Source organism: Paenisporosarcina sp. NPDC076907 (genome assembly GCF_050269735.1).
In the GTDB taxonomy this organism is placed as follows: domain Bacteria; phylum Bacillota; class Bacilli; order Bacillales_A; family Planococcaceae; genus Paenisporosarcina.
In genome coordinates this window covers 54398-75505 of the sequence record NZ_JBNNIX010000007.1, presented here as the reverse complement: position 1 = coordinate 75505, position 21108 = coordinate 54398, and the positions used below count along the sequence as shown (strand labels likewise).

Sequence of the window (21108 nt, the reverse complement as noted above, 5' to 3'; positions counted from 1 at the left end):
TTTTTTTAACTAAAACAAAAAAAGTTTTCCACATTTTAAGTATTGACAAGCTGATATTAGACAACACCAGCTTAGGGACAGAGAATTTTACACATTTTTATTTGTTTAGATCTAATATCCATAAAAAAGCCCCACTCTATTCTTTGTCACTCGATAAATCGTAACTGCTACCTCTTCTCGGCTAGCTGGACGTTGGGGATATGTCCCGTCAGTAATTCCAGCTGCTACTGCTGCTTTAAATTCAACAACTTGAGACTTAGACGGTTGTGCATCTTTATTATATTCTTCCATTTTGCTCACTCCTTTCACTTCAGATTCATTAAATCTTTTTTGAAGTTTGTAAAACTTTACAAGTCCCTCAGCAATTGCTTCTCCTTGCGATTTCAACTTGGAGTCATCACGAAGAGATTCCATGTCAATTATGGAATCCATATACCCTCCCTCAATTAGGATTGCCGGCATACTCTCCTCACGTAAGACATGAAAGTTTTGCTTTTTTAATCCACGATCTTTGAGTCTCATAGCGCGAACTACTAATGAATGTATAGACTTTTGTTGTAAGCTTTGAACCGATCTAAATCAATATACAGTAAACTCCACCTGTGTATCGGACACTTTCATGAGTAAATTCTTTATACTAACTACCCCTATAATGGTATGGTCCATTACGATGATGATATCATCGTATATCTCTTCTTCTGGTCTATTCATGGCTAGTTTGCTTACTTCAATGATTGATGTGAAATAGTCCACAATCAACGGTTGTTTATTTGCTAAAACATCTATAGATTTCATCATATACAGATTATACTCATAACAATTTCCTATTTTTGGTAGAAATAGGTGCGAGTAATTATGCCGACCCCAAGTTTCTTATCTATTAAAACGATGCCTGTAAACTTTGGTTATCTTGAAAAATTTGATCAATTTGATTACATGGTGTTTCAAAAGATACGATGGGCGTCTCTTTAGCAATATCTCCGATATAGGAAATCACACAAATACCTCCATATTTTTTATTTTCACAACAGGTTTTATTCAGGTTTGATTATGTAGAATTCTTGCAAAGCGAATCCACTAAAGAACTTACAGCGGTTTGAATTAGATACTATTTAACTGTATCACAGTAGTGCTATTAGATTAATAGTCTTCTATATAATGGGAGTATAACTTTAAAAAACAACCCATCTTGTTTCTCAACAATTTGAGTAACGAGATGGGTTTTCTGAAATTCTTAGATTTCATCACAATTTTTTGTTGGTATTATAAAATAGCTCGATTCAAAGACGTAGTGGTGATAATAGGTGACGCCGGTAACTGTCCATTACATAACAATGAGTTTGGTTTACCTAGTGCATATCCTTGTCCATAGGGAACACCCAAACGTTGTAGAAATCTTAGTTCTGACAAGGTTTCAATTCCTTCTGCAATCACACTTGTTTTGGATTGCGCTGCAAATTCCAATAACAACTCGACGAGATGCTGCTGCGCAGGGTTACTGTGAATGTTTCGAATTAGCGATTTATCAATCTTGATAAATTCTGATTTTAAGTATACGAGAGTCTTTAAGCTATTGTATCCGGTACCAGCATCATCAACTGCCACTCTAAATCCTTGCTGACGATAGTTATCGATAATCTTTTCAAATCGATTATAGTCAAGCACCGCCTCTTTTTCGGTTAATTCTAAAACAATTTGACTCGGTGAAAGGTTGTATTTACTTAATAGTTCCAATGTTTTTCCACTTCGATAGGCTGAATCAGCTAAAACTTGAGGTTGAATATTAAGAAATACCAATTGATTTTTATGATTGTGCGTATGTATTATCTGTTCAGAATATCTTTCTAACGAAAGATCCCGTAAAAAAGCTTCGACTATAAACACCGTTTCGCTTTGCCCAACGTAGTCATAAAACTTGTCTGTCGTCGGAAAACTGAGCGTAGGTTCTGGGCGATTTAAAATTTCAAATCCCAGGGTTTCATTTTCTGTTAAGGATAAAATGGGTTGAAATACCGTTGTTATTTTTTGTTTATGAATTAATCCTTTAAACTCTTCATTCTTTACAAATTCTTGGGTGAGATAATTATGATGTGTATGTAGAAACTTAAAGTACTTAAATAATGTCGTTAGTTGATTAATTTTCATTGGAACTCCTTCAAACTTACTTCATTTCTCTTCAAGTATACGTTCCAATTATTTCCCCAGTGTTAAATATTTGTAAAACCTCCTCCTTCTATATTTTGCAAACTCCTGCGGTTCTAATGTGATTTTCACATTAACCCATTTAATGCCAGAAGGCATCTTTGTCAATGTTTTAGAGTAACTTATTTTGAGAGCCATTAGAATTGAAAGGATGTATAGACCTGACGAATGTGGAATCACTATCGATGAATCAGAAAATCTCTCTGATTGAATTCGGTTTAAATAAAACTACTTCTCCTAAAAAAGTAGTCATCGTTGGTGCTGGTATGGCAGGACTTGTTGCAGCCTCCTTGTTAAAGGAAGCCGGACATGAAGTAACGATATTGGAAGCCTCCGACAGGGTGGGGGGACGGGTTTTTACAATGCGTTCACCTTTTGTAGATGGTTTGTATATGGAAGCTGGTGCCATGCGAATTCCAAATACTCATGCTTTGACATTGGCATATATTAAAAAATTTAGTCTCCCAATTAATCCATTTATTAATAGTTCGCCGAACGATTTGATTCATGTTAACGGAATGACAACACGCAAATACATTTATGAACAGAATCCCGATATTCTCGGCTATCCTGTTGCCCCCAACGAGAAAGGCAAAACCGCTAAAGAACTTGCACAAATGGTGATTCAACCAGTCATTGATTTTATTAACCTTAACCCTGCAGAGAATTGGAATTGGGTAATCAAGGAGTATGACAGATACTCCATGGACAGCTTTTTGCGATACAATCCAAACGGCGTGCATTTATCGCCCGCGGCAATTGAAATGATAAAGGTGTTTCTCTCCATGGAAGGACTCGCTGAACTTGCGTTTCTTGATTTATTACGTGAATTTATGATTCTCTTCAATCCATCTATAGAGTTCTATGAAATAACGGGAGGAAATGATCAACTCCCTAAAGCTTTTCTCCCACAACTTGAGGACGAAATTCTTTATAATCATCAAGTTGTCAAGATTGTTCAAGAGAACAATCAAGTGAAGATTTGGTCGAAGAATACAGAATTAAATCATCCTGGACTGATGACGTGTGATATTTGCATCATGACCGTTCCATTCTCCATTATGCAATTTATAGAAATCGAACCCCACGATTCTTTTTCGCATAATAAATGGAAAGCTATTCGAGAACTTCATTACGTCACTTCCACAAAGATTGGCCTCCAATTTAAACATCGTTTCTGGGAAGAAATAGGCATACAAGGCGGGCAAACGGTATCGGATTTGCCTATCCGATTTACTTATTATCCTAGTCATGGAATTGGGAGTAACGAATCAGGTCTGATTATTGTTAGTTATACATGGGAGGATGATACCGTTCCATGGGACAGTTTACGCGAGGATGAAAGAATTCAACAAGCTTTAAAGAATTTAGCAATCATTCACGGTCAACAAGTATATGATGAGTTCATCACTGGAAGCTCCTTCAGTTGGAGTCAAAATCCTTATTCAGGAGGCGCTTTTGCACTATTTAAACCTGAACAAGAAACAGAACTATCCCAGTCTATCTCTGCATTTGAGGGGAGAGTACACTTTGCCGGCGAACACACATCACAACCTCATGGTTGGATTCAAAGTGCAATCGAATCTGGTATCCGTGTTGCAAATGAAGTCAATAATTTACCTTATTGATATCAATGAAAATAAATCTACTAAAAAAGACCCTCCGGGGAAATGGAGAGTCTGTCAATTGCTCGACACTATCATAATAAGGAAACAGGAGTATGAAACTTATTTAATTAATAATGAGCATAAAATAATTTATGCCGACCCGAATTTTTTGTATAGGATTTTCGGAAGAAATCCTTCTCTAAAAGGTAATTCTTTGTTGTTATGAAAGTACTACAGTCAAATCACTTTCTAATTCCAATATTCCATTCGTAACAATTAAAAGAGAGCATTAATGTTTAATGCTCTCTCCAACAATCTATTCAATTCGTAATAACTCTTTTCCATTAATAAGCCATGTCTTTACCTTTTGGTGTTCGGACTGTAGCTGTTCATAGTCCCGTTTTAGTCTTTCGTATGCTTTTGCCAATTCATCATAAGATGTCATGGCTTGTTGTAGATGACTGTGAACTTCATTGGGTTTGATTCGGTTCACTTTTTGTATATTGTAATGTTTGCGTAATGTTTTATTCCACCGGAACCCACATGCCTGCCTTGTACGGCCAAGGATTGTTGCGGCTTCTACAAAAGCTTGTAGTTGTGTTTTCCCTTCACGCACAAAGGTTAAGACTGTGTCTGCTAGAATCTTATCATCTTCTTCCGTCCAACTATCTTTTCTTCTCTTCTCGTCCAAGCTAGCACCCCCCATTTTTATTACTATATGCAAAAGTAGACCGAACTTTCATAGTAATTGAGTGAGTGGGTAACCTACTAGCTGGGATCAAGTATCATGCTAAGAGAGCAGGCCAATTTCGGACTCTATTTCTCCTAACCCTTTTTGACCGTTCATAATGATGAGCATTTCTAGCGCAGACATTTGAGGAAGGTTTTCTAGGAAAGTTTGGGCGTCATCAAAATTCGAGAAGGTAAACGCCTGTAGTTCTTCTTTAAAAGTCCATCCGTGATCGACAGTTTCTAACATAAATATTCTTAAAATCGGACACTTTGAAGTTGGGTGCATGTTTTCCCCGGCAATTGCGAGTCCAATATCATTTGTAGGGTTGAATATCGTCGTAAGAACCTCCATCTCATCCTCGAAATCCTTCGGCACAAATATGTTTACAGCTTCATGATTCATCGTGTCTATTCCTCCCATATCTAACTATCTTTTACCTATGTCATTGTGTTCAATGTGCTGAAATGTTGTGTGAGTAGGTGATTTACTCGGCTTTTTCCTTGTGTGGCGTGTTTTAGTTAAGTAGTATCCTTTCATGTGCTTATGTAATTCATCTTGAGGTTTGCTTTTGAGCAGATCAGTAACGTATGTTTTATCAATCGTGTCAGGACCAAATTCATTGTTTATGTATGCAACGACTTTGGCTATGCTTCCTGAATAGGCATAAGCCTTTACTATCTTTTGCACTAAGGTTGTCGCTTGATAGTTTTCTACGAGAGACACAAAATCTTCAAGCACCTGGATTTCTTTTTTTGCGGCATCCACTGTTTTTATATTCTTCATTGGTCCTCCTCTTACATGAGTTTTATCACACTTTTACAGTATTCTCCATTTATCAGAGGATTCCTTCTAAAACTAGACCTTATAGAATCAAATACCTTCATGGCGGCAGCACGATAGCTCCTAACAAAGCAGCAAACGCTTTGAAAGATGCTCTAACGTGTCGCTTTCCTCTAAAAAGCCCGATAACCACGAGCTGTACGGCTTCGCCTACATATCGTAGGTTCCTGTTCTTTTCTTTACGAGGAAACGAGCTGAAAAGATAATCAAATAAAAGAAATGAAGAAATGGAGGGCAGCCAAGTGGCTGCCTTTTGTTGTTGTATTTTTTGCTTTTGTCCTCCGGATCGTACAGATTCCCAGCCTGTCTAAGTCCGAAACAAAGGCAGATTCCTAGGCGTTCGCCCTCCCTCTGTTTCGGACAAAGACAGGAGCCGACTAACCACCAAAACAACAGTCAAGGGGCGAAAAACTTTTTCACATCACGCTTGCGCAGAAAAACTTTTTACGCTGTGACCCTTGACTGGTCGGCTATTGGATCTGTTCGTCCTTCGTGTCAAAAGGCAAAAAATAATCCCTTTTGGGACATTTACCGCCCGGAGAACAACACAAAAAAGGAGCTAAACAAATCATGACATTAAACAAAGTGATTGAAATCGTACGTATTAAACAAGAAATCCGAGAGGTGGAAGAAGCCTATACGAGCTTAATGCCTAAACAAATCCGTTCACCAAAAGATGCCATCGAATTCATTAAAGCCATGATAGCAGAAGAGGACCGAGAGGTGTTTTTGGTACTTTGCGTCAATGTAAAAAACCAGGTCACCGCCGTTCATAAAAGTCATGTTGGGAGCTTAAATGCCAGCATTGTGCATCCGAGAGAAGTGTTCAAATCCGCCATTCTCAATAATGCAGGGAGTATTTTAGTGGCTCATAACCATCCATCCGGCAACTGTCAGTATTCACCGGAGGATATTGAAGTTAGTAAACGACTGATGGAAGCCGGTGAGATTATGGGCATTGAGGTATTAGATTCCATTATTGTGAGTCATGAAGACGGAATTTCACTGAAAGAAAAAGGAGTGCTTTAAATGCAAAAGGGGATGTCTCCCCTTTTGTTTTTATCCTAGAAAGGAGGAATACCCATGACTGAAAAGTATCCATTAAATGATACACAGATAAGTGCACTTCGTAGCCTTCACTTTTGGCGAAGAAATTTGTGTGTCGCATCCATCCATCAAGATGTCATCGAGTGCACCAAGAGCAGAAAAGCTATTTTGTTTGCGTTCCAATCATGCGACAAACTGAATATCCCATTTGCCATTCAAAATCGTGTAATCTATGCAGCTTCACAAAACACAGCTTTTGGTGATGTAAAGATAGGCAGATGATATTTCCCCCCAGTAATTCGCTTTTTACTGGGGGGATTGTAGTCATTAAAAACGCGATAAAGGAAGTTTGTTGAATCATTCAACAAAACTTGATACACTAAGTAAAATGTTGAATGATTCAACAAAGGAGGGAATTCACTTGAAAAAGGCAACTATGGAAATTCTGGCGAAATGCCAGAATCTTAGGTCTTATGTAGAAACAAAAGAACAGCAGCAAGACTTGAAATCATTAAATCAAAATGAACAAGTGCTCGTAGCACTTGCACGTTTCTTTGAATACGAAGAATCGTTTGATTTGAATCTCATCTTTAAAGAACTGGATTCTGATTGGATTGAATTCGCGATGAATCGAGTATTCACTTACTTTTATTCCGACACTTATCATACAAAATTATTTAAACCGCTGATTATTAAGAATCCAAATGACTTATTAAGCCAGAAAGATATTGGCGAGTTGATGAATGAGCATGGAAGAAACATGGATACCAAGAAAATTCACATGTTACGAAAGAGAGGGAAACTGCCCAATGAAACAGCCTTAATTGGAGGGAAACCTTACTGGTTAAAAGAAGAGATTGAAAACTATATCCATGATTCACCGAAAAAAAACAAAGGTGCTCACTAGACAAATTTGAAACCCTCACAATGGGAATGTTTTTATTGTGAGGGTTTCTTTGTGAAATCAATACCAAGTCGCATCATTGCTTGGTTAAAAGTTAATGTTTTTGTAGAAAACTATACGGTCCATACAATTTACCATTTGCGTATACTCTTTCAATGCTGCTATAACCCACTACAGAGTAAATTTTAGTTCCTACATCTAAAAATGTTGCATCCCCGTTTTTCGGCTTATAACCACCTTTTTCATTCCCTTTTACTGTAAATAAAACTTCACCTATTAAAATGTCAATTTCACTTTGATTAAAGCTTTTCGTTTCTTCTTCGCTGTAATAAAGGTATACATCATTAATTGCTATCATATCAATTAAATCTTCATGTACCCTTTCAGTATCAGTTCTTTTTGAACAACCGGGTAATAACAATGATGATGAAATTAATAAGATAATAATGTATTTCATGGCACTCCCCCATTAATATTTTTCATAAAAGTTATGTTTATTTTTTATTCTATTGAAAGATTTCCTAATTTTATTACTTTATTTATAAAATTGATTGCCTATAAAACTAGATTTCTAAAAATATACTTTAATGCTAAATTCAAATATCTTATTCTATTCTTGCTTGTCAAAAAGTACATTCTATTAAAAGGAGTCATTGGCTTTTTACTATTAAGTGAGGTGGATTGCGTTGAACAACATGAAGATAATGTGGTCTTGGGTATGGGAGGTAAAACTATTTAGATGGATTTTCTTCTTGCCCATTGGTTACATTTCTTATCTTTCGTACTATTTTTTGGAATATGCTTGGCATTCATCCGATAATTATGTTTATTTAATGATATTTATAATAGATTTTTTGGGAGTCTTTACAAGTGTGTATGTCGCTACAGTTATAGCGCCAAAGGGGAATATAATAATCGCGAGAATCTTTTTTATGATATCAATTGTAATATTCTGTTTTGCCACGGTGTACTTTTTTATATTTTCCCAAGATATTTCCTTATCCAAAATTTTATCACCTGCATTAAATATATGTGCCTGTTATATAGTTTTACTTAGCATGAAACACAATATAAATCTCTTGGATGAACTTATGAATGAGGAAGAAACAGTTGAAACTGTTCAACATAAAACCACTGTTAATAGATAGAACGATAGTTGTATGTTGAACAATTAAATCATTTAAAAAATAAAGTAAAAAAATATGGTTTATTTATTTCCCGTCTTTCAGTAGATTGAATTTCTCTATATTACTAGAAACATTAGTGTAAAAACATAGAAAAAGTGTTCAGTACATAAACTAATAAACGTCTTACTGCATGATAGTCTGCAGTAAGACGTTTAGAAATGTGAGTTTATTTTTTTGATGAAGCTACTTGAGATACTTTTGCTACACGCTTAGCACCCATATATTTAGCACCCCAGTAGTAAGGATCGTTTAATTTTGATACAGAAACACCTTTACTGGATGAAGAATGTGCGAACTTGCCGTTTCCAATGTAAATTCCTGCATGAGATACACCTTTACCTGAAGTATTGAAGAATACCAAATCGCCGGCTTTAAGGTTATTTTTTGAAACTGTAGTACCAACAGTTATCATCCCAGCAGTTGTTCTTGGTAAGGCAACACCAGCTTTTTTATATACGTACCCAATAAATCCTGAGCAGTCAAAGCCTGTTGTTGTAGTACCACCCCATACATACTTGGTACCCATTACTTGGTTTGCAGTTGTTACGATTTGTGTTGCGTTTATACTTGAAGCAGCTTCTGCTTGATTTGCAAATGGAGCTATAAAGATGAATGATGCTAATGTAAATATTGAAATGCCCTTAAGCAACCGTGACTGTAATTTCATATAAAGTAAAATCCCCCGATATTTAGCTCTAGGCTGAATTATTTTCTGAAAAATTAACTTAACCACAGTCTACCACGATATAAACCTATTTAATTTTACATTTACGTAACAATGATATTACAATTTTATTATTTATTATAATATTCGTAATATTCTGCTTATAAGTGTTTTAAACAACACATTTTTGATATCGAACAGTATTTTAATTTCATAAAAAACAGAAGTCCCCTTTTCATTTGAAAAGGGGACTTCTATTTACTTTTAATTAATTATATTTTTATCCAGCCATTTTTTCACAGGCTTCTGCACATTTACGGCAAGCCTCGGCACATTTTTGACAGTGTTCATGATCATGCTTGGCACATTCTTCAGCACATGATCTACATATCAAGGCACAAAGAGTACAAATCTCTTTCATATGTCGGCTCTCAGTCTGCATAGCAGTAATCGCAAGGTTGCATATATCTGCACACTCCCTGTCCAGTTTAATGCAATCGCTCAACATGCTACTATGATCTTCCTTCAGACAAGCAGTAAAGCATGTGTTGCAAGCTTCTAGACATTCTAAACAGGCTCTAAGGCATTCTTCATGCTGATGATTCGTCATGCTATTCCTCCTTAAATTGGTTTTCATTTAGTCAACCTTCATGTTTCCCAATTACGAAATTGTCATACATCTAATAGTTTTTGCATTTTCACGAAAATATATTTACTTCTGCATAATTTCTCCATATTTCTTATGTATTCTGTTTATATACAAAAACACTACTCTTACATAATAGAAAGTATTGAGTTCTTATCAAAGGGGGTGATTTCATGAAGAAAGAATATAAGTTGATTTACAATTTTAAAGATAATGATGTCTGGGATCTCGATGTTTCTTTGAACGCAGAACAGATTAACTTCATGCTACAAGCATTGGAAAGCTCTGGCTTTGAAGGTGAGATTGAAAGGCCATCTAAGCCTATGTTAAAAAGGACTGTGGGGGAGCTAAAATCAATTGAAATCATTTTTTAATAATAACCGCAGGATTTAAGACTTCTCTTAGTCCTGTTTTTTATGTTCTGGAAAAAATAATTTTCTGTATAAATGGCGGGGATACTCTTCCCACCATTTAGAGAAGGGTTTTATAACGAAACAAAACGAGAATCCAAAAATCATTTTGATGCGGCCGCAGTCACAGAACATTATTTTTAAAAAGGACAACCTTAATAAAGTTCTGTCTGTATAACAGGAGAAAATTCATGCAGGACTACATAGAAATGTTAGATAACTCTCATAGTTTCGTTAAATTTTCAGTCTTACTCTTTTTTAATTGCATTTTCAATGCTCTCGGCTTTATCCCTAGTGCTTTCCTTACTGCAATTAACCTTTCGACGTTCGGTATCGTATTAGGTACATCCTTATCCTTACTGGGAGAGATTATCGGCACACAAATTGGATTTGGCTTATATAAAATGGGAGCTTCAAAGATAAAACCGACTTGGAGAGCCCATTCATATTGGACTAGGATACAAAGTAGTTCCAATCGTGTTGTATTTATAACCATTATTTTTTTCGTATCCTCCCTTTTGTTCCCTCTGGGCTGGTAACTGCTGGGGCTGCGTTCACTTCAATTGGAAAATGGAAGTTTATGATGGTAAGTACCATTGGAAAAATCCCTTCTGTGCTAATTGAGATCGCAATCATAAACGGACTAATGAAATCCTTTAATTTACAATTACCCTTAATATTGTTCACTTTAGTTAGTGTAATGGTTTTGGCATCACTTTTTAAAAGAGAATATATATATCGTAGGAGATCTGAGTAAGAATAGTAATCCAATTATGTTCATCCATTCACCATCATGAGTTCTCACTCCTCAACCCGGTGCCCTATGGATATAGTTAGGGAGGTTCATGATGGCGAAATGCGAACTTGTCATTACCTGTTACTTTGCTTGATACCACCTTACTCTTGTCTGAGGGGTCTAGAAATTTCCAAGAAATAGTTTAGAAAATGAGGGTTCTGCATTTTTTTTGCATAATTTGAGGGTATACTCTCTTCATAACGCTTAAGGAGTGATTTACAGATGAAACATTCGTACAAAAAATTAATTCTTGTCCCTGCTCTAGCGCTTACCCTAAGTGCATGCTCAGACTCCTCTCCCGAAAAAGATAACATGGAAGACATGGATCACGAAAATATGAAGGATTCAAGTTCTGAAAACAGTATGGAGGGTATGGACCATTCCGGCTCAGGAGAAATTCCTGAAGGGTTGGCAGAGGCAGAAAAACCTACTTATGAGGTTGGCAGCACAGCTGTGCTCCAAGCCGATCACATGGAAGGCATGAAAGGTGCCGAAGCAACAATCGTTGGGGCATTTGAGACTACGGTATATACCATTTCGTATACTCCGACTACTGGAGGAGAGCGAGTGGAAAATCATGAATGGGTTATCCATGAAGAGATAAAAGATGCTGAGAAAGAACCATTCGAACCTGGTGAGGAAGTTACGGTTGAGGCAAACCATATGGACGGCATGAAAGGTGCAACTGCAGAAATTGATTCTGCTGAACAAACAACAGTATATATGATCGATTACACACCGACTAACGGTGGAGAAAAAGTGACCAATCATAAATGGGTTACAGATAGTGAACTGTCCGCTGAATAAGAAAAGAGCTTATCCTTAATGAACTGCACCCCAAATGTTAGACAAAACTAACATTTGGAGATGCAGTTTTTTTTGACGAAATTTACGATAGCGAAAAAGTTGGATACAAAACAAAGGTTCTTAGATGGGCATGGTGGTTATTCTTCAATAGCCGAATCATTTAAAACGTTCGCATCTACGATAAATAAATGGGTTTTACAATACGAGTACACTGGAGTGGAAGGACTTTTTAAATCATATACAAACTAGACCAGTAAGTATAAACTATACGTACTAAATTATATGAGTGAAAACAGGACGCCTCATAACGAAACAGCTGCAATTTTTAATATCCCATTCTCCTTACAAGACTTCTAAATGGTAAAAGGTATTAGAAGAATTGCGGTTTGTTTTATTAATGGCTAATGTGCTTGGCAAGAAAAAAAGCTAACCCTAACTCTAATTATTAGAGTTTTCGGGTCAGCCATTATAGATTTCAAATTGCTTAGCAATTATTGAACATTTATCATTTTTTCTCTACCACACTGCTCTCAACTAGGAAACAGCAGTTCATTTATAACACCTTAGGCATCCTGGTATCGTAAAGACTTCTTCATCATAACCCTTCTATACACAAAGAATATGATTGCAACTACTATCGCCATGAGAGATACGACTTGAGCCGCACGGAGTTCTCCAACCAAATAAAGGCTATCAGTTCTCATCCCTTCAATATAGAAACGACCAATTGAATACCAAATGACATAAGTTAAGAACATTTCCCCGCGACGTAAATTCACACGACGAAGTAAAATCAGGAGAACAACACCTGTAAAGTTCCACAACGATTCATATAAGAATGTTGGATGATAATAGACACCATCAATTTTCATTTGTTCAATAATCCAATTCGGTAGAAACATATTCTCCAGAAAGCCCCTTAAAACTGGTCCACCATGGGCTTCTTGATTCATAAAATTTCCCCACCGGCCAATTGTTTGGCCAATTAATATACTTGGTGCAACTATATCAGCTACTTTTAAAAACGATGCATTGCGCTTTCTCGTAAAAAGATACGCAACGATGAACGATGCAATTAATGCTCCATGTATCGCCAGACCACCTTCCCATACCTGAAGGATTTGACCTGGGTTTTCAATATAGTACTCCCATTTAAACAGAACATAGTACAACCGTGCACCCAAGATGGCGAGCGGTACAGCCCATACTAATAAATCGGTTAAGAAATCCTGATGAAAACCAAGTTTCACCAGCTCTTTTTGAGCCACAATAAAAGCTATAACAATACCCAAAGCGATAATGACGCCGTACCATCGTACTTCTACTGGTCCGAGAGAAAAAGCGATCGGATCGATAGCGCCTAGCAATAAATTCATGTTTGTTTCCTCCCATTACCACATAGCTGCATTAGAAGCACCTTACTTTAGCGGTATGTTTTTATGTTAATTTATCCCCATGTTAGATACTCCAGTAAGTAATCGTATCAAATACCCCAATAATAATCAGTAATACACCAGCGTACTTTTGAATAATTGCCCCAATTTTTTTACTTTTATTGAATGTACGTTTGTCTAGTTCAAGGAACCACATGGCTGCCAGTACAAGCAATATAGGCAAGGATGTTGCGATTCCAAAGATGGCTGGTAGTACCAAACCATAAGGAGTTGTTAAAACCAAAGGCATCAGCGAAACAAAGAAAAGAACAAACATGGTTGGACAAAAAGCAATTGAGAAACTGACACCCATCAAGAAAGAACCCAATTTTCCTTTTCTTAGCCTAAGTGGAATCCTACTTGTAATCCTATTGATCACATTAAGCTTGAAAATTCCTAGCAATACCAGTCCTACAAAAACGATTAACGGACCTACAATCTTTCTTAAAGAAGGAAAATACGTGATCATGTTCTTTTCAAACGATTGACCAAAGAGCCAAACGAGAAGACCTAAAGTGCTGAACACGACAATTTTTCCGAGAATGAATGAAAGAACATCGAGCCATTCGGTTCGGTGTTGAATGGTCCGATTTCCATAATATGTAATCGCACTTATATTCCCCGTCAATTGACAGGGGGCTACTGCTCCCACGATTCCAAGAAATATCGCTACCAAAATCGGATATTCGGAAAAGGAATGAGCAAAGATGCTAAAAGGTTCACTTAATGTCGAGCTGATTTTTGACAAAAAACTGTACATATTTAATTCCCTTCCTATTCTTGCAATGTCCCTTTTTCAGCAATCATTTTCCAAGTTACCCCTTGGTTTTTTGTTTGATAAATATCATTTTCATACGTCGCAATTGTAATTTCCTGTTCATTTGTCGGATTCAAGGCAATTTGGACAATTGGATTGTTCTGACTGAAATCAGGTACATTCATTTCTTCTAAATCATTATTATCCAAATTCAAATTCATTAATTTTACTTTTTCTTTTTCAATACTTGCATATATCCCAGCTTTTTCAGTCAAAGTAACGTACGTAATTACGGTAGGTGACCCTAAACGGGTAAATGTATTCCCATAGTCTGTGGAAAGGTACAATCCCTCTTGGCTTCCAATGACCAGTTGTGAACTAAGTGTTGGATGTGCTGCAAGATTAGATATATACTTGGATTTAAACCCTTCCATCTTGGACATTGTCCAACTTTGCCCTTCGTCTTTTGAATAATGCAATCCAAAATCAAGATTCTCATTCGACGTTTCATTGATTAAATAAATCGTATTCGTTTTATAGCCAGCCGTCATGTAATGAAAATCAGCTTCCCCGTAAAAAGCCAATTGTTTAAAACTGGCTCCTTTGTCTTCACTTTTAATAATCCCTAAAGGGTTTTTTAAATCAGAGTTTGGCTCTGGATGTCCACTGGAATAAAACCCCTCATTAACAGCGGAAAATCCCATGTAATCATGTTTTCTGCTAGTCGCAGCCTTCCATTTTCCATCGTATTCGTATAGCCCTCCATGAGTAGCAATCACTACCGTGTCTTTCCCATTCGTATATCCGAGACCGTGCATATGATCAATTTTTTCATCTTTCACTTCTTCAAAAGTGTAAGTTTCCTGGTCTTTTGAATTACAGGCACTTAAGAACAAGGTCAAACCAACTATTATCAAACCTATTTTCTTATACATGTTTAAACCTCCGTCATTTCCATTTATAGCCGATTCCCCATACCGTATTTAAAAATTGATCAGTTGGAAAACCTGAATTCTTAAGCTTGTCCCTCAAATTTCGTATATGAGAATCCACTGTTCGAATATCCGTAGATGAATGATAATCCCATCCGACTAAAAGTAATTGTTCTCTTGTATACGTACGCAATGGATTGCTGATTAAAGCTTCAATAATTTTATATTCTTTCATGGTCAGACCAACTTGATTTTCTCGGAAATGTAACGTATAAGACTTGGTATCCAATTCATATTCATCGCATTTTATTACTTTTAAATCGGGTTTTACCGCAGGTAATCTTCTTAGTAATGCATTCACCCTGGCAAGTAATTCCTGATCATCAAAAGGTTTTGTTAAATAATCATCAGCCCCAACGTTCAATCCTTTTACCACATCCGATTTTTCAGTCCTCGCTGTTAACATAAGAATTGGAACAGCGGATCTTTTTCGTATTTCCTCACACGTCTTCCATCCATCCATGCCGGGCATCATGACATCCAGGACAACGAGATGAATCTCTTTTGATGCAAGTAATTTTAATGCTTCTTCTCCACTTTTGGCTTTTAGACATTTGTAGTCATTTGGCATTAAAAATAACTCAAGTAAATCCAACATTCTCTGCTCGTCATCCACCAATAAAATTGTCGTCATCATCATTACTCCTTCCTACAGGACGATAGTGAATTTGCTTCCTTTTCCTAGTTCACTTTCCACTTCAATTCTGCCCCCATGAGCTTCTGTCAGTTCTTTCACAATGGAAAGACCCAGCCCGGATCCTCCATACTCTCTTGAACGGGACTTTTCTACTCTGAACAATCTGTCGAATATATTCTCCAAATCCTTTTCGTTAATGCCAATTCCCTGGTCGATTACTTGAATTATCGTTTTCTCATTATTTTGTGTAATGGCCAATATCGTTTTTGTTCCTTCGGGAGAGTACTTAAGTGCATTATCTAGTAAGTTCATCACGATTTGTTCCAAGCGCAATGGATCCGCATAGACTTCAAAGTTTTCTTCACACTTCATTTCCAATTCAATGCCCTTTATGTTAAACGATGCTAGCATTCTCTCATAGAGATGGGAAAAGAAAGGAAATGCTTGGAACGGTTGTTTCGAGACCGTAAAACTAGGTTCATCCATCTTGGCCATGTCAAAGAGATTCGTCACCAATTCCGCCAATCGTATGGATTCCTCATCAATAATTGAAAGGTATTTTTGACGTTCCTCTACATTCAATTCTGATCTCATCGCAACCTTTGAATAGCCCGATAAATATGTTAGCGGCGTACGCAATTCATGGGAAATGGAGGCCAAAAATTCGATACGGTCTTTCTTTATTCGTTCTAAATCAGAGGCTAATTTTTGAATAGCGTTCGATAAATCCCCCAACTCATCTTTTCCTTGTGGAGGGAGTTTAACATTAAAGTCCCCTCTGCTTAACTTCTTGGTAGCTTCTTTCATCCGAATTAAAGGACGAGTTAGGTACCTCGAAAGAATGAGGTATGCAATACACAAGGTAACTAAACTTGCCAATCCTGCTAAAAGAAAATGGAAATTCAGTTTGTTTACAAGAAACTGAATGTTTTCCGTACTCTGAAACATAATGACATAGCCAGATTGGCCATCTTTTACTTTGTATGGATGGATACTCGAGATAAACTCTTCATCATCCCAATTTTTTTCAATTATTTGATCTTCAATGAATTTCTCTTTCGATAGACGGGTCAATAAAGTTTCTAGATTTGCACTATTCCCTTCTGAACTAATTACTAATTTAAACCTATCGTCCGTGATGGCAACTCGCCGTTCACTAACATCCTCCATCAACACAATATGACGCATTGTATCTTCCGAAAAATTGTCTTCCAATACGTCCCGATGATTTGAGCCTTTTAGCATCAGCTGAGAAAATTCTTCATTGATCCTGGTATGTACTATCGTTTGATGAAGATACAACATGAGCATTGATTCCATAATCAGAACCGTCACAATAAAATAGGTAGCCAACTTAATCGAAATTTTATTCATAACAAAATCACATCCCTTTGTTCATAATCTAATGATACTTGAAAAATATGAAGAAATTATGCAGACACAATAATATCATTTAATAGTTTGGTAATATCAATTCAACTTGGATAACAATAACATTTTTCGCAATACTCCTAATTGATAAAACCTTAGAATGCATAGAGTTTGTAAAATTAGATTGTATCTAAAAAACCAAATGCAGCCTACTCCTAACCTAACAAGAACTGTTGGAAAACTAAAATCAATTAAAATTTTCATTTAATAGTATTTTATGCAACTGAATATACTCAACACCTTATAGTATTTTCGAAGTGCAAGAATACCTTCACATTCCAAAGAGCATAATGAAGAAGATATGTATTATGCATGCAAGGAGGGCTTATCATTAAAGGTGGAGAGACATGGAGGAAATATACAGCATGTAGAGAATACAAAGAATAAGATAAAGATTATTTTAGTGTTAGCAATACCGGCGGTGATTGAAAATTTTTTTCAGACACTGCTTGGCCTTGTTGATACATACTTTGTGTCGAAAATTGGCCTTGCTGAAGTTTCAGCAGTTGGTGTAACTAATGCTGTTCTTGCCATTTATTTCGCGCTGTTTATGGCAGTTGGTGTCGCAGCAAATGTTAGGATTGCGAATTATCTAGGAGCACAACAGCCAGAAAAAGCCCGCCATATTGCTCAACAATCAATTATATTGGCCGTTTTGATTGGCTTAATGACAGGAATCATTACTATGGTCTTTGCAGGACCATTGTTAAAGTTGATGGGAATAGAAGACAACGTTTTAGAGGCAGGGGAAATTTACTTTAAAATCGTAGCAATTCCTTCAGTTCTTATGTCATTAATGTTTGTATTAAGCGCGGTATTAAGAGGAGCTGGTGATACTCGAGCTCCAATGAAAGTCATTATATTAATTAATATCGTACATGGCGTCTTGGATTATATTTTTATTTTCGGATTTTGGTTTGTTCCCGAAATGGGTATTGCTGGAGCTGCCATTGCTACTGTCATAGCAAGAATTATTGGATGTTTAGCTCTACTTTATTATATAAAACGTTCCGTCGTCCTTTCGTTTCGGAAGGACTACTGGAAGCCGGATAAACATCACATACGTGAATTAATAACTCTCGGTGGGCCTGCCGCTGGCGAAAGATTAGTTATGAGAATCGGACAAATTGTTTACTTTGGATTGATTGTCACTCTAGGTACAAATGTTTTTGCAGCTCATCAAATAGCTGGCAATGTAGAAGTTTTCTCCTACATGATTGGATACGGTTTTGCAACCGCAGCAACCATTCTCGTTGGGCAGCAAATTGGGGCAGGAAACAAAGACGAGGCAAAGAAATTTGCCGTGCTCTGCACATCGATTGGTATCGGTTTGATGACTATTTTTGGAGTCCTTCTTTTTACTTTAGGAGGCTGGGCAGGAAGCTTATTTACGGATGATTCAGAGGTAATTAACAATATCGGTACTGCCTTAAAAGTTTCGGGGGTTTTCCAACCATTTCTGGCTTTACTACTCATTCTTACTGGTGCATTTCAGGGTGCGAACAACACGAAGTATCCAATGTACCTGACAGCAGTAGGTATGTGGGGAATTCGTGCGTTACTGGTGTATGTATTAGGAATTCATCTTGAGTGGGGACTTCTCGGTGTATGGCTTGCAATTGGGATTGATATTGCTTTTAGAGCCGTGGTCTTAGCTATACAGTTCGCACGTGGCAAATGGATTGCTGGTGAAAAAGATGTAGAATCTGAATGTCATCCGCAGACATCAAAAGAAACTATGTCAGGATGCGTTAATAACTACTAACACAGCCTATTCAAAGAGAAGTAAGAAGATTATCCATGCTTCTTATTATAAGAATACAAAAATTGAAGGAATACGAAAACCCTAAGGTCGTTGAATTATTGTTAGACGAAAATGAGGGAACGTACCGGAATGAGAGGGTTATAATCATGCATGAAATCTAAACTGCCATTTAGAGATCCTGATTCTCCTTCCCTCTAAAAGTAGTACGTCTATTAGCCAACTGTGTTAAATACATCAAAATAACCGCCTAAGAGTGTGTGAACACTTTTTGGCGGTTATTAATAGAAAGATTATTTACCCTCAGTTGTTTCATCATTTAAGAGATTCCCTGTTTTTTCATCGTAAAAACGAAGTAAGTCTCCATTAACAATTTCATCCGAAAATTCAAGTTCTTTTGATGCACGCTCAATATAAGGGGCACACGCTTCCTCTTCTGTTTCTTTGCCTGTTTCTTTGTTGTAACAAACATTTCCTGCATAGACCACTTCGTTAGTAACAAAGCGTCCATCACGGAATATGACAAACTCTTCATGATCTTTAGAGAAAACATCCGCCCCAAGTTGCATATCTTTACGAGTTTCAACACCAAGTAAATGTAATAATGTAGGACGAATATCTATTTGCCCAGCTACTTCTTCTATTACTTCACCTTGATTAGAACCAGGAATATGAATAAACAGCGGCACCCGTTGTAATTGCGCAGTTTCAAACGGTGTAATTTCTTTTCCTAAATATTGTGCCATCGCTTCATTATGATTTTCCGAAATACCATAATGGTCACCATACATCACAATAACTGAATTTTTATATAAACCTTTTGCTTTTAAATCTGCAAATAGAGATTTCACTGACTCGTCCATATAACGAACGGTTTGAAAATAGCGATTCACTGTACCTGAATTGGAATCATACTCAGGAATAAATTGATCTTTTTCTTCCAAATAGAATGGATAGTGATTCGTTAACGTAAGTAATCGAGAATAGAAAGGTTGTTGCAATTTTGACATGTAATCAACAGATTGTTTAAAGAACGGAATATCTTTCAATCCCCAGTTCACCGAATCTTCTTCAGTGACATCATAGCTTTCCACATCATAGAATTTCTCGACATTTAATGCATTATACATCATGTCTCGATTCCAGAAACTCTTGTTGTTGGCATGCATAACATTTGAAAAATACCCTTTTTCATTTAATTTTTCAGCCATAGAATTGAAAGTGTTCCCACTGTTGGTGAAGAATACAGCTCCGCCACCTAAAGGGTACAATCCATTTTCAACTACGAACTCAGCGTCAGACGTTTTACCTAAGCTCGTTTGATGATAAAAATTCGGGAAGTAATACGTATCTTTATCCTTTGTTAATTCATTTAAAAAAGGTGTGACCACCTCTCCATTCATCTCCGCGTTCACTACAAAGGATTGAAGAGACTCTAATGAAACAACGATCAAATTTTTTCCTTCTGCAGTTCCAAACACTTCATAATTTGGTGCGGCTTGATTTGATCGAACATAGTTATTTACTTCGACTAACTCACTGCCGTCCGCTAAGGTACGTTTTGCGTGCGATTTTGATTGAATATAAATATCGTATAAATGGTAGTTGTACGTACCGATATTTTTAACTAACAATTCACGATCAAAGCTGCGTGTTAGGAGTTGAGGACGTTCAATTTCTGAAAGTCCTAAATTCAAAAATAGGATTGCTGCAGATAATACAAAATAAGCTCTACGTATGGCAGGTTTGACAATTGTTGCTTCTCTCCCATTTGGCACCCATTTCATAGCAGCAAATAATAGAATAACGTCAATGAAATAGATGACATCTGTAATATAGATACTTGCAACTGCAGACTTGCCTAAATCTCCAAAATTGTTCATTTGGAATAATACTGGAAATGTGATGAAGTCGCTAAAGAAGCGATAAAATGCGACGTTTGTGTATAAGATAATCGCTAAAATTGAACTGGTTATTAGTAAATATCGATTTCTGACTTTTGCGGATTTAAAGAATAATGAAACACCATATACCACAAGCAAAAAGCTTAATGGATTTATAAACAAGATTATTTGTTGCATGATATTTTCAATTTCCATATCAAAACTCGTATGGTATACCACATATGTCTTAATCCATGTAAGTAAAACAGCTGTCGCCAAAATCGAATGTTTAGGGTACTTTTTGTTCTTCATTCCTAACATTCTCCTCATCACTTGTTTCTAATTTTTCTCCGCCAAAAAATAGTCGTAC

The 21108-nt window shown here is 36.6% G+C and carries 22 protein-coding genes; 7 read left to right on the top strand and 15 right to left on the bottom strand.

Annotated elements, in window-relative coordinates; all coding sequences use genetic code 11:
• Positions 1 to 111: 111 nt before the first annotated feature.
• The 3 genes from ACQKEV_RS16710 to ACQKEV_RS16700 form a co-directional block, all read right to left on the bottom strand.
• Entirely contained in the window at positions 112 to 546 is a 435-nt protein-coding gene (locus tag ACQKEV_RS16710; RefSeq protein ID WP_427447829.1) for an N-acetylmuramoyl-L-alanine amidase, read from the bottom strand.
• A 33-nt stretch (positions 547 to 579) separates the two neighbouring features.
• Positions 580 to 798 carry a hypothetical protein gene (locus ACQKEV_RS16705; RefSeq protein WP_427447793.1) on the bottom strand — a complete coding sequence of 73 codons (219 nt, stop codon included), beginning with the start codon at positions 796 to 798 and terminating at the stop codon, positions 580 to 582.
• Positions 799 to 1263: 465 nt separating this feature from the next.
• Positions 1264 to 2145 (bottom strand): EAL domain-containing protein, encoded by an 882-nt coding sequence (locus ACQKEV_RS16700; protein WP_427447791.1) that lies wholly within the window; start codon positions 2143 to 2145, stop codon positions 1264 to 1266.
• 242 nt (positions 2146 to 2387) lie between these two features.
• On the opposite strand from ACQKEV_RS16700, the gene ACQKEV_RS16695 reads away from it, so the two are divergent.
• Positions 2388 to 3830 (top strand): flavin monoamine oxidase family protein, encoded by a 1443-nt coding sequence (locus ACQKEV_RS16695; RefSeq protein WP_427447790.1) that lies wholly within the window; start codon positions 2388 to 2390, stop codon positions 3828 to 3830.
• Positions 3831 to 4125: 295 nt separating this feature from the next.
• Here the strand turns inward: ACQKEV_RS16695 and ACQKEV_RS16690 are convergent, their stop codons facing one another.
• The 3 genes from ACQKEV_RS16690 to ACQKEV_RS16680 form a co-directional block, all read right to left on the bottom strand.
• Positions 4126 to 4500: a transcriptional regulator gene (locus ACQKEV_RS16690; RefSeq protein WP_427447788.1), complete on the bottom strand. Its 375-nt coding sequence runs from the start codon at positions 4498 to 4500 to the stop codon at positions 4126 to 4128.
• A gap of 99 nt (positions 4501 to 4599) precedes the next feature.
• On the bottom strand, positions 4600 to 4944 hold the full coding sequence (locus ACQKEV_RS16685; protein ID WP_427447786.1) for a hypothetical protein: 345 nt from the start codon (positions 4942 to 4944) through the stop codon (positions 4600 to 4602).
• Positions 4945 to 4968: 24 nt separating this feature from the next.
• Positions 4969 to 5325, bottom strand: a complete 357-nt coding sequence (locus ACQKEV_RS16680) for a hypothetical protein (RefSeq protein ID WP_427447784.1) — start codon at positions 5323 to 5325, stop codon at positions 4969 to 4971.
• A gap of 627 nt (positions 5326 to 5952) precedes the next feature.
• Here ACQKEV_RS16680 and ACQKEV_RS16675 point away from each other — a divergent pair.
• From ACQKEV_RS16675 to ACQKEV_RS16665, 3 genes are all read left to right on the top strand, one after another.
• A complete protein-coding gene (locus tag ACQKEV_RS16675) occupies positions 5953 to 6411 on the top strand; it encodes a JAB domain-containing protein (protein WP_427447782.1) in 459 nt (152 codons plus the stop codon).
• A 54-nt stretch (positions 6412 to 6465) separates the two neighbouring features.
• Positions 6466 to 6711, top strand: coding sequence for a hypothetical protein (locus ACQKEV_RS16670; protein ID WP_427447780.1), 246 nt, complete (start codon positions 6466 to 6468; stop codon positions 6709 to 6711).
• A gap of 139 nt (positions 6712 to 6850) precedes the next feature.
• Complete coding sequence (locus tag ACQKEV_RS16665) at positions 6851 to 7336, top strand: hypothetical protein (protein ID WP_427447779.1); 486 nt, start codon at positions 6851 to 6853, stop codon at positions 7334 to 7336.
• Positions 7337 to 7427: 91 nt separating this feature from the next.
• On the opposite strand, the gene ACQKEV_RS16660 is transcribed toward ACQKEV_RS16665, so the two are convergent.
• The 3 genes from ACQKEV_RS16660 to ACQKEV_RS16650 all read right to left on the bottom strand — a co-directional run bounded on the left by ACQKEV_RS16660 (position 7428) and on the right by ACQKEV_RS16650 (position 9794).
• The gene (locus tag ACQKEV_RS16660; protein ID WP_427447777.1) at positions 7428 to 7790 is read right to left on the bottom strand and encodes a hypothetical protein; all 363 of its coding nucleotides are present in this window, start codon (positions 7788 to 7790) and stop codon (positions 7428 to 7430) included.
• 896 nt (positions 7791 to 8686) lie between these two features.
• Positions 8687 to 9187 carry a C40 family peptidase gene (locus tag ACQKEV_RS16655; RefSeq protein WP_427447775.1) on the bottom strand — a complete coding sequence of 167 codons (501 nt, stop codon included), beginning with the start codon at positions 9185 to 9187 and terminating at the stop codon, positions 8687 to 8689.
• A gap of 277 nt (positions 9188 to 9464) precedes the next feature.
• Positions 9465 to 9794 (bottom strand): four-helix bundle copper-binding protein, encoded by a 330-nt coding sequence (locus tag ACQKEV_RS16650; RefSeq protein ID WP_427447774.1) that lies wholly within the window; start codon positions 9792 to 9794, stop codon positions 9465 to 9467.
• A 209-nt stretch (positions 9795 to 10003) separates the two neighbouring features.
• Here ACQKEV_RS16650 and ACQKEV_RS16645 point away from each other — a divergent pair, with 209 nt between their 5' ends.
• Both ACQKEV_RS16645 and ACQKEV_RS16640 read left to right on the top strand, forming a co-directional pair.
• Entirely contained in the window at positions 10004 to 10204 is a 201-nt protein-coding gene (locus ACQKEV_RS16645) for a hypothetical protein (protein WP_427447772.1), read from the top strand.
• Between the two features lie 1054 nt (positions 10205 to 11258).
• The gene (locus ACQKEV_RS16640) at positions 11259 to 11843 is read left to right on the top strand and encodes a YdhK family protein (RefSeq protein ID WP_427447771.1); all 585 of its coding nucleotides are present in this window, start codon (positions 11259 to 11261) and stop codon (positions 11841 to 11843) included.
• 563 nt (positions 11844 to 12406) lie between these two features.
• On the opposite strand, the gene lgt is transcribed toward ACQKEV_RS16640, so the two are convergent.
• The 5 genes from lgt to ACQKEV_RS16615 form a co-directional block, all read right to left on the bottom strand.
• A complete protein-coding gene (gene lgt / locus ACQKEV_RS16635) occupies positions 12407 to 13219 on the bottom strand; it encodes a prolipoprotein diacylglyceryl transferase (protein ID WP_427447768.1) in 813 nt (270 codons plus the stop codon).
• 82 nt (positions 13220 to 13301) lie between these two features.
• Positions 13302 to 14036, bottom strand: a complete 735-nt coding sequence (locus ACQKEV_RS16630) for a sulfite exporter TauE/SafE family protein (protein WP_427447767.1) — start codon at positions 14034 to 14036, stop codon at positions 13302 to 13304.
• Between the two features lie 14 nt (positions 14037 to 14050).
• On the bottom strand, positions 14051 to 14968 hold the full coding sequence (locus ACQKEV_RS16625; protein WP_427447766.1) for a F510_1955 family glycosylhydrolase: 918 nt from the start codon (positions 14966 to 14968) through the stop codon (positions 14051 to 14053).
• Positions 14969 to 14981: 13 nt separating this feature from the next.
• On the bottom strand, positions 14982 to 15659 hold the full coding sequence (locus ACQKEV_RS16620) for a response regulator transcription factor (protein WP_427447764.1): 678 nt from the start codon (positions 15657 to 15659) through the stop codon (positions 14982 to 14984).
• A gap of 15 nt (positions 15660 to 15674) precedes the next feature.
• A complete protein-coding gene (locus tag ACQKEV_RS16615) occupies positions 15675 to 17036 on the bottom strand; it encodes a HAMP domain-containing sensor histidine kinase (protein ID WP_427447763.1) in 1362 nt (453 codons plus the stop codon).
• A 394-nt stretch (positions 17037 to 17430) separates the two neighbouring features.
• Between ACQKEV_RS16615 and ACQKEV_RS16610 the strand changes: the two genes are divergently transcribed.
• Complete coding sequence (locus ACQKEV_RS16610) at positions 17431 to 18858, top strand: MATE family efflux transporter (RefSeq protein WP_427447762.1); 1428 nt, start codon at positions 17431 to 17433, stop codon at positions 18856 to 18858.
• Between the two features lie 290 nt (positions 18859 to 19148).
• Here ACQKEV_RS16610 and ACQKEV_RS16605 read toward each other — a convergent pair whose 3' ends face one another.
• Positions 19149 to 21050: an LTA synthase family protein gene (locus ACQKEV_RS16605; RefSeq protein ID WP_427447761.1), complete on the bottom strand. Its 1902-nt coding sequence runs from the start codon at positions 21048 to 21050 to the stop codon at positions 19149 to 19151.
• Positions 21051 to 21108 lie beyond the last annotated feature (58 nt).

What these genes read in the sequence shown, in the direction of transcription:
- ACQKEV_RS16705 (WP_427447793.1), bottom strand. Translation starts at nt 798, where the DNA reads ATGATGAAATCTATAGATGTTTTAGCAAATAAACAACCGTTGATTGTG.
- ACQKEV_RS16700 (WP_427447791.1), bottom strand. Translation starts at nt 2,145, where the DNA reads ATGAAAATTAATCAACTAACGACATTATTTAAGTACTTTAAGTTTCTA.
- ACQKEV_RS16695 (WP_427447790.1), top strand. Translation starts at nt 2,388, where the DNA reads ATGAATCAGAAAATCTCTCTGATTGAATTCGGTTTAAATAAAACTACT.
- ACQKEV_RS16685 (WP_427447786.1), bottom strand. Translation starts at nt 4,944, where the DNA reads ATGAATCATGAAGCTGTAAACATATTTGTGCCGAAGGATTTCGAGGAT.
- ACQKEV_RS16680 (WP_427447784.1), bottom strand. Translation starts at nt 5,325, where the DNA reads ATGAAGAATATAAAAACAGTGGATGCCGCAAAAAAAGAAATCCAGGTG.
- ACQKEV_RS16675 (WP_427447782.1), top strand. Translation starts at nt 5,953, where the DNA reads ATGACATTAAACAAAGTGATTGAAATCGTACGTATTAAACAAGAAATC.
- ACQKEV_RS16670 (WP_427447780.1), top strand. Translation starts at nt 6,466, where the DNA reads ATGACTGAAAAGTATCCATTAAATGATACACAGATAAGTGCACTTCGT.
- ACQKEV_RS16660 (WP_427447777.1), bottom strand. Translation starts at nt 7,790, where the DNA reads ATGAAATACATTATTATCTTATTAATTTCATCATCATTGTTATTACCC.
- ACQKEV_RS16655 (WP_427447775.1), bottom strand. Translation starts at nt 9,187, where the DNA reads ATGAAATTACAGTCACGGTTGCTTAAGGGCATTTCAATATTTACATTA.
- ACQKEV_RS16650 (WP_427447774.1), bottom strand. Translation starts at nt 9,794, where the DNA reads ATGACGAATCATCAGCATGAAGAATGCCTTAGAGCCTGTTTAGAATGT.
- ACQKEV_RS16645 (WP_427447772.1), top strand. Translation starts at nt 10,004, where the DNA reads ATGAAGAAAGAATATAAGTTGATTTACAATTTTAAAGATAATGATGTC.
- ACQKEV_RS16640 (WP_427447771.1), top strand. Translation starts at nt 11,259, where the DNA reads ATGAAACATTCGTACAAAAAATTAATTCTTGTCCCTGCTCTAGCGCTT.
- lgt (WP_427447768.1), bottom strand. Translation starts at nt 13,219, where the DNA reads ATGAATTTATTGCTAGGCGCTATCGATCCGATCGCTTTTTCTCTCGGA.
- ACQKEV_RS16630 (WP_427447767.1), bottom strand. Translation starts at nt 14,036, where the DNA reads ATGTACAGTTTTTTGTCAAAAATCAGCTCGACATTAAGTGAACCTTTT.
- ACQKEV_RS16625 (WP_427447766.1), bottom strand. Translation starts at nt 14,968, where the DNA reads ATGTATAAGAAAATAGGTTTGATAATAGTTGGTTTGACCTTGTTCTTA.
- ACQKEV_RS16620 (WP_427447764.1), bottom strand. Translation starts at nt 15,659, where the DNA reads ATGACGACAATTTTATTGGTGGATGACGAGCAGAGAATGTTGGATTTA.
- ACQKEV_RS16615 (WP_427447763.1), bottom strand. Translation starts at nt 17,036, where the DNA reads ATGAATAAAATTTCGATTAAGTTGGCTACCTATTTTATTGTGACGGTT.
- ACQKEV_RS16605 (WP_427447761.1), bottom strand. Translation starts at nt 21,050, where the DNA reads ATGAAGAACAAAAAGTACCCTAAACATTCGATTTTGGCGACAGCTGTT.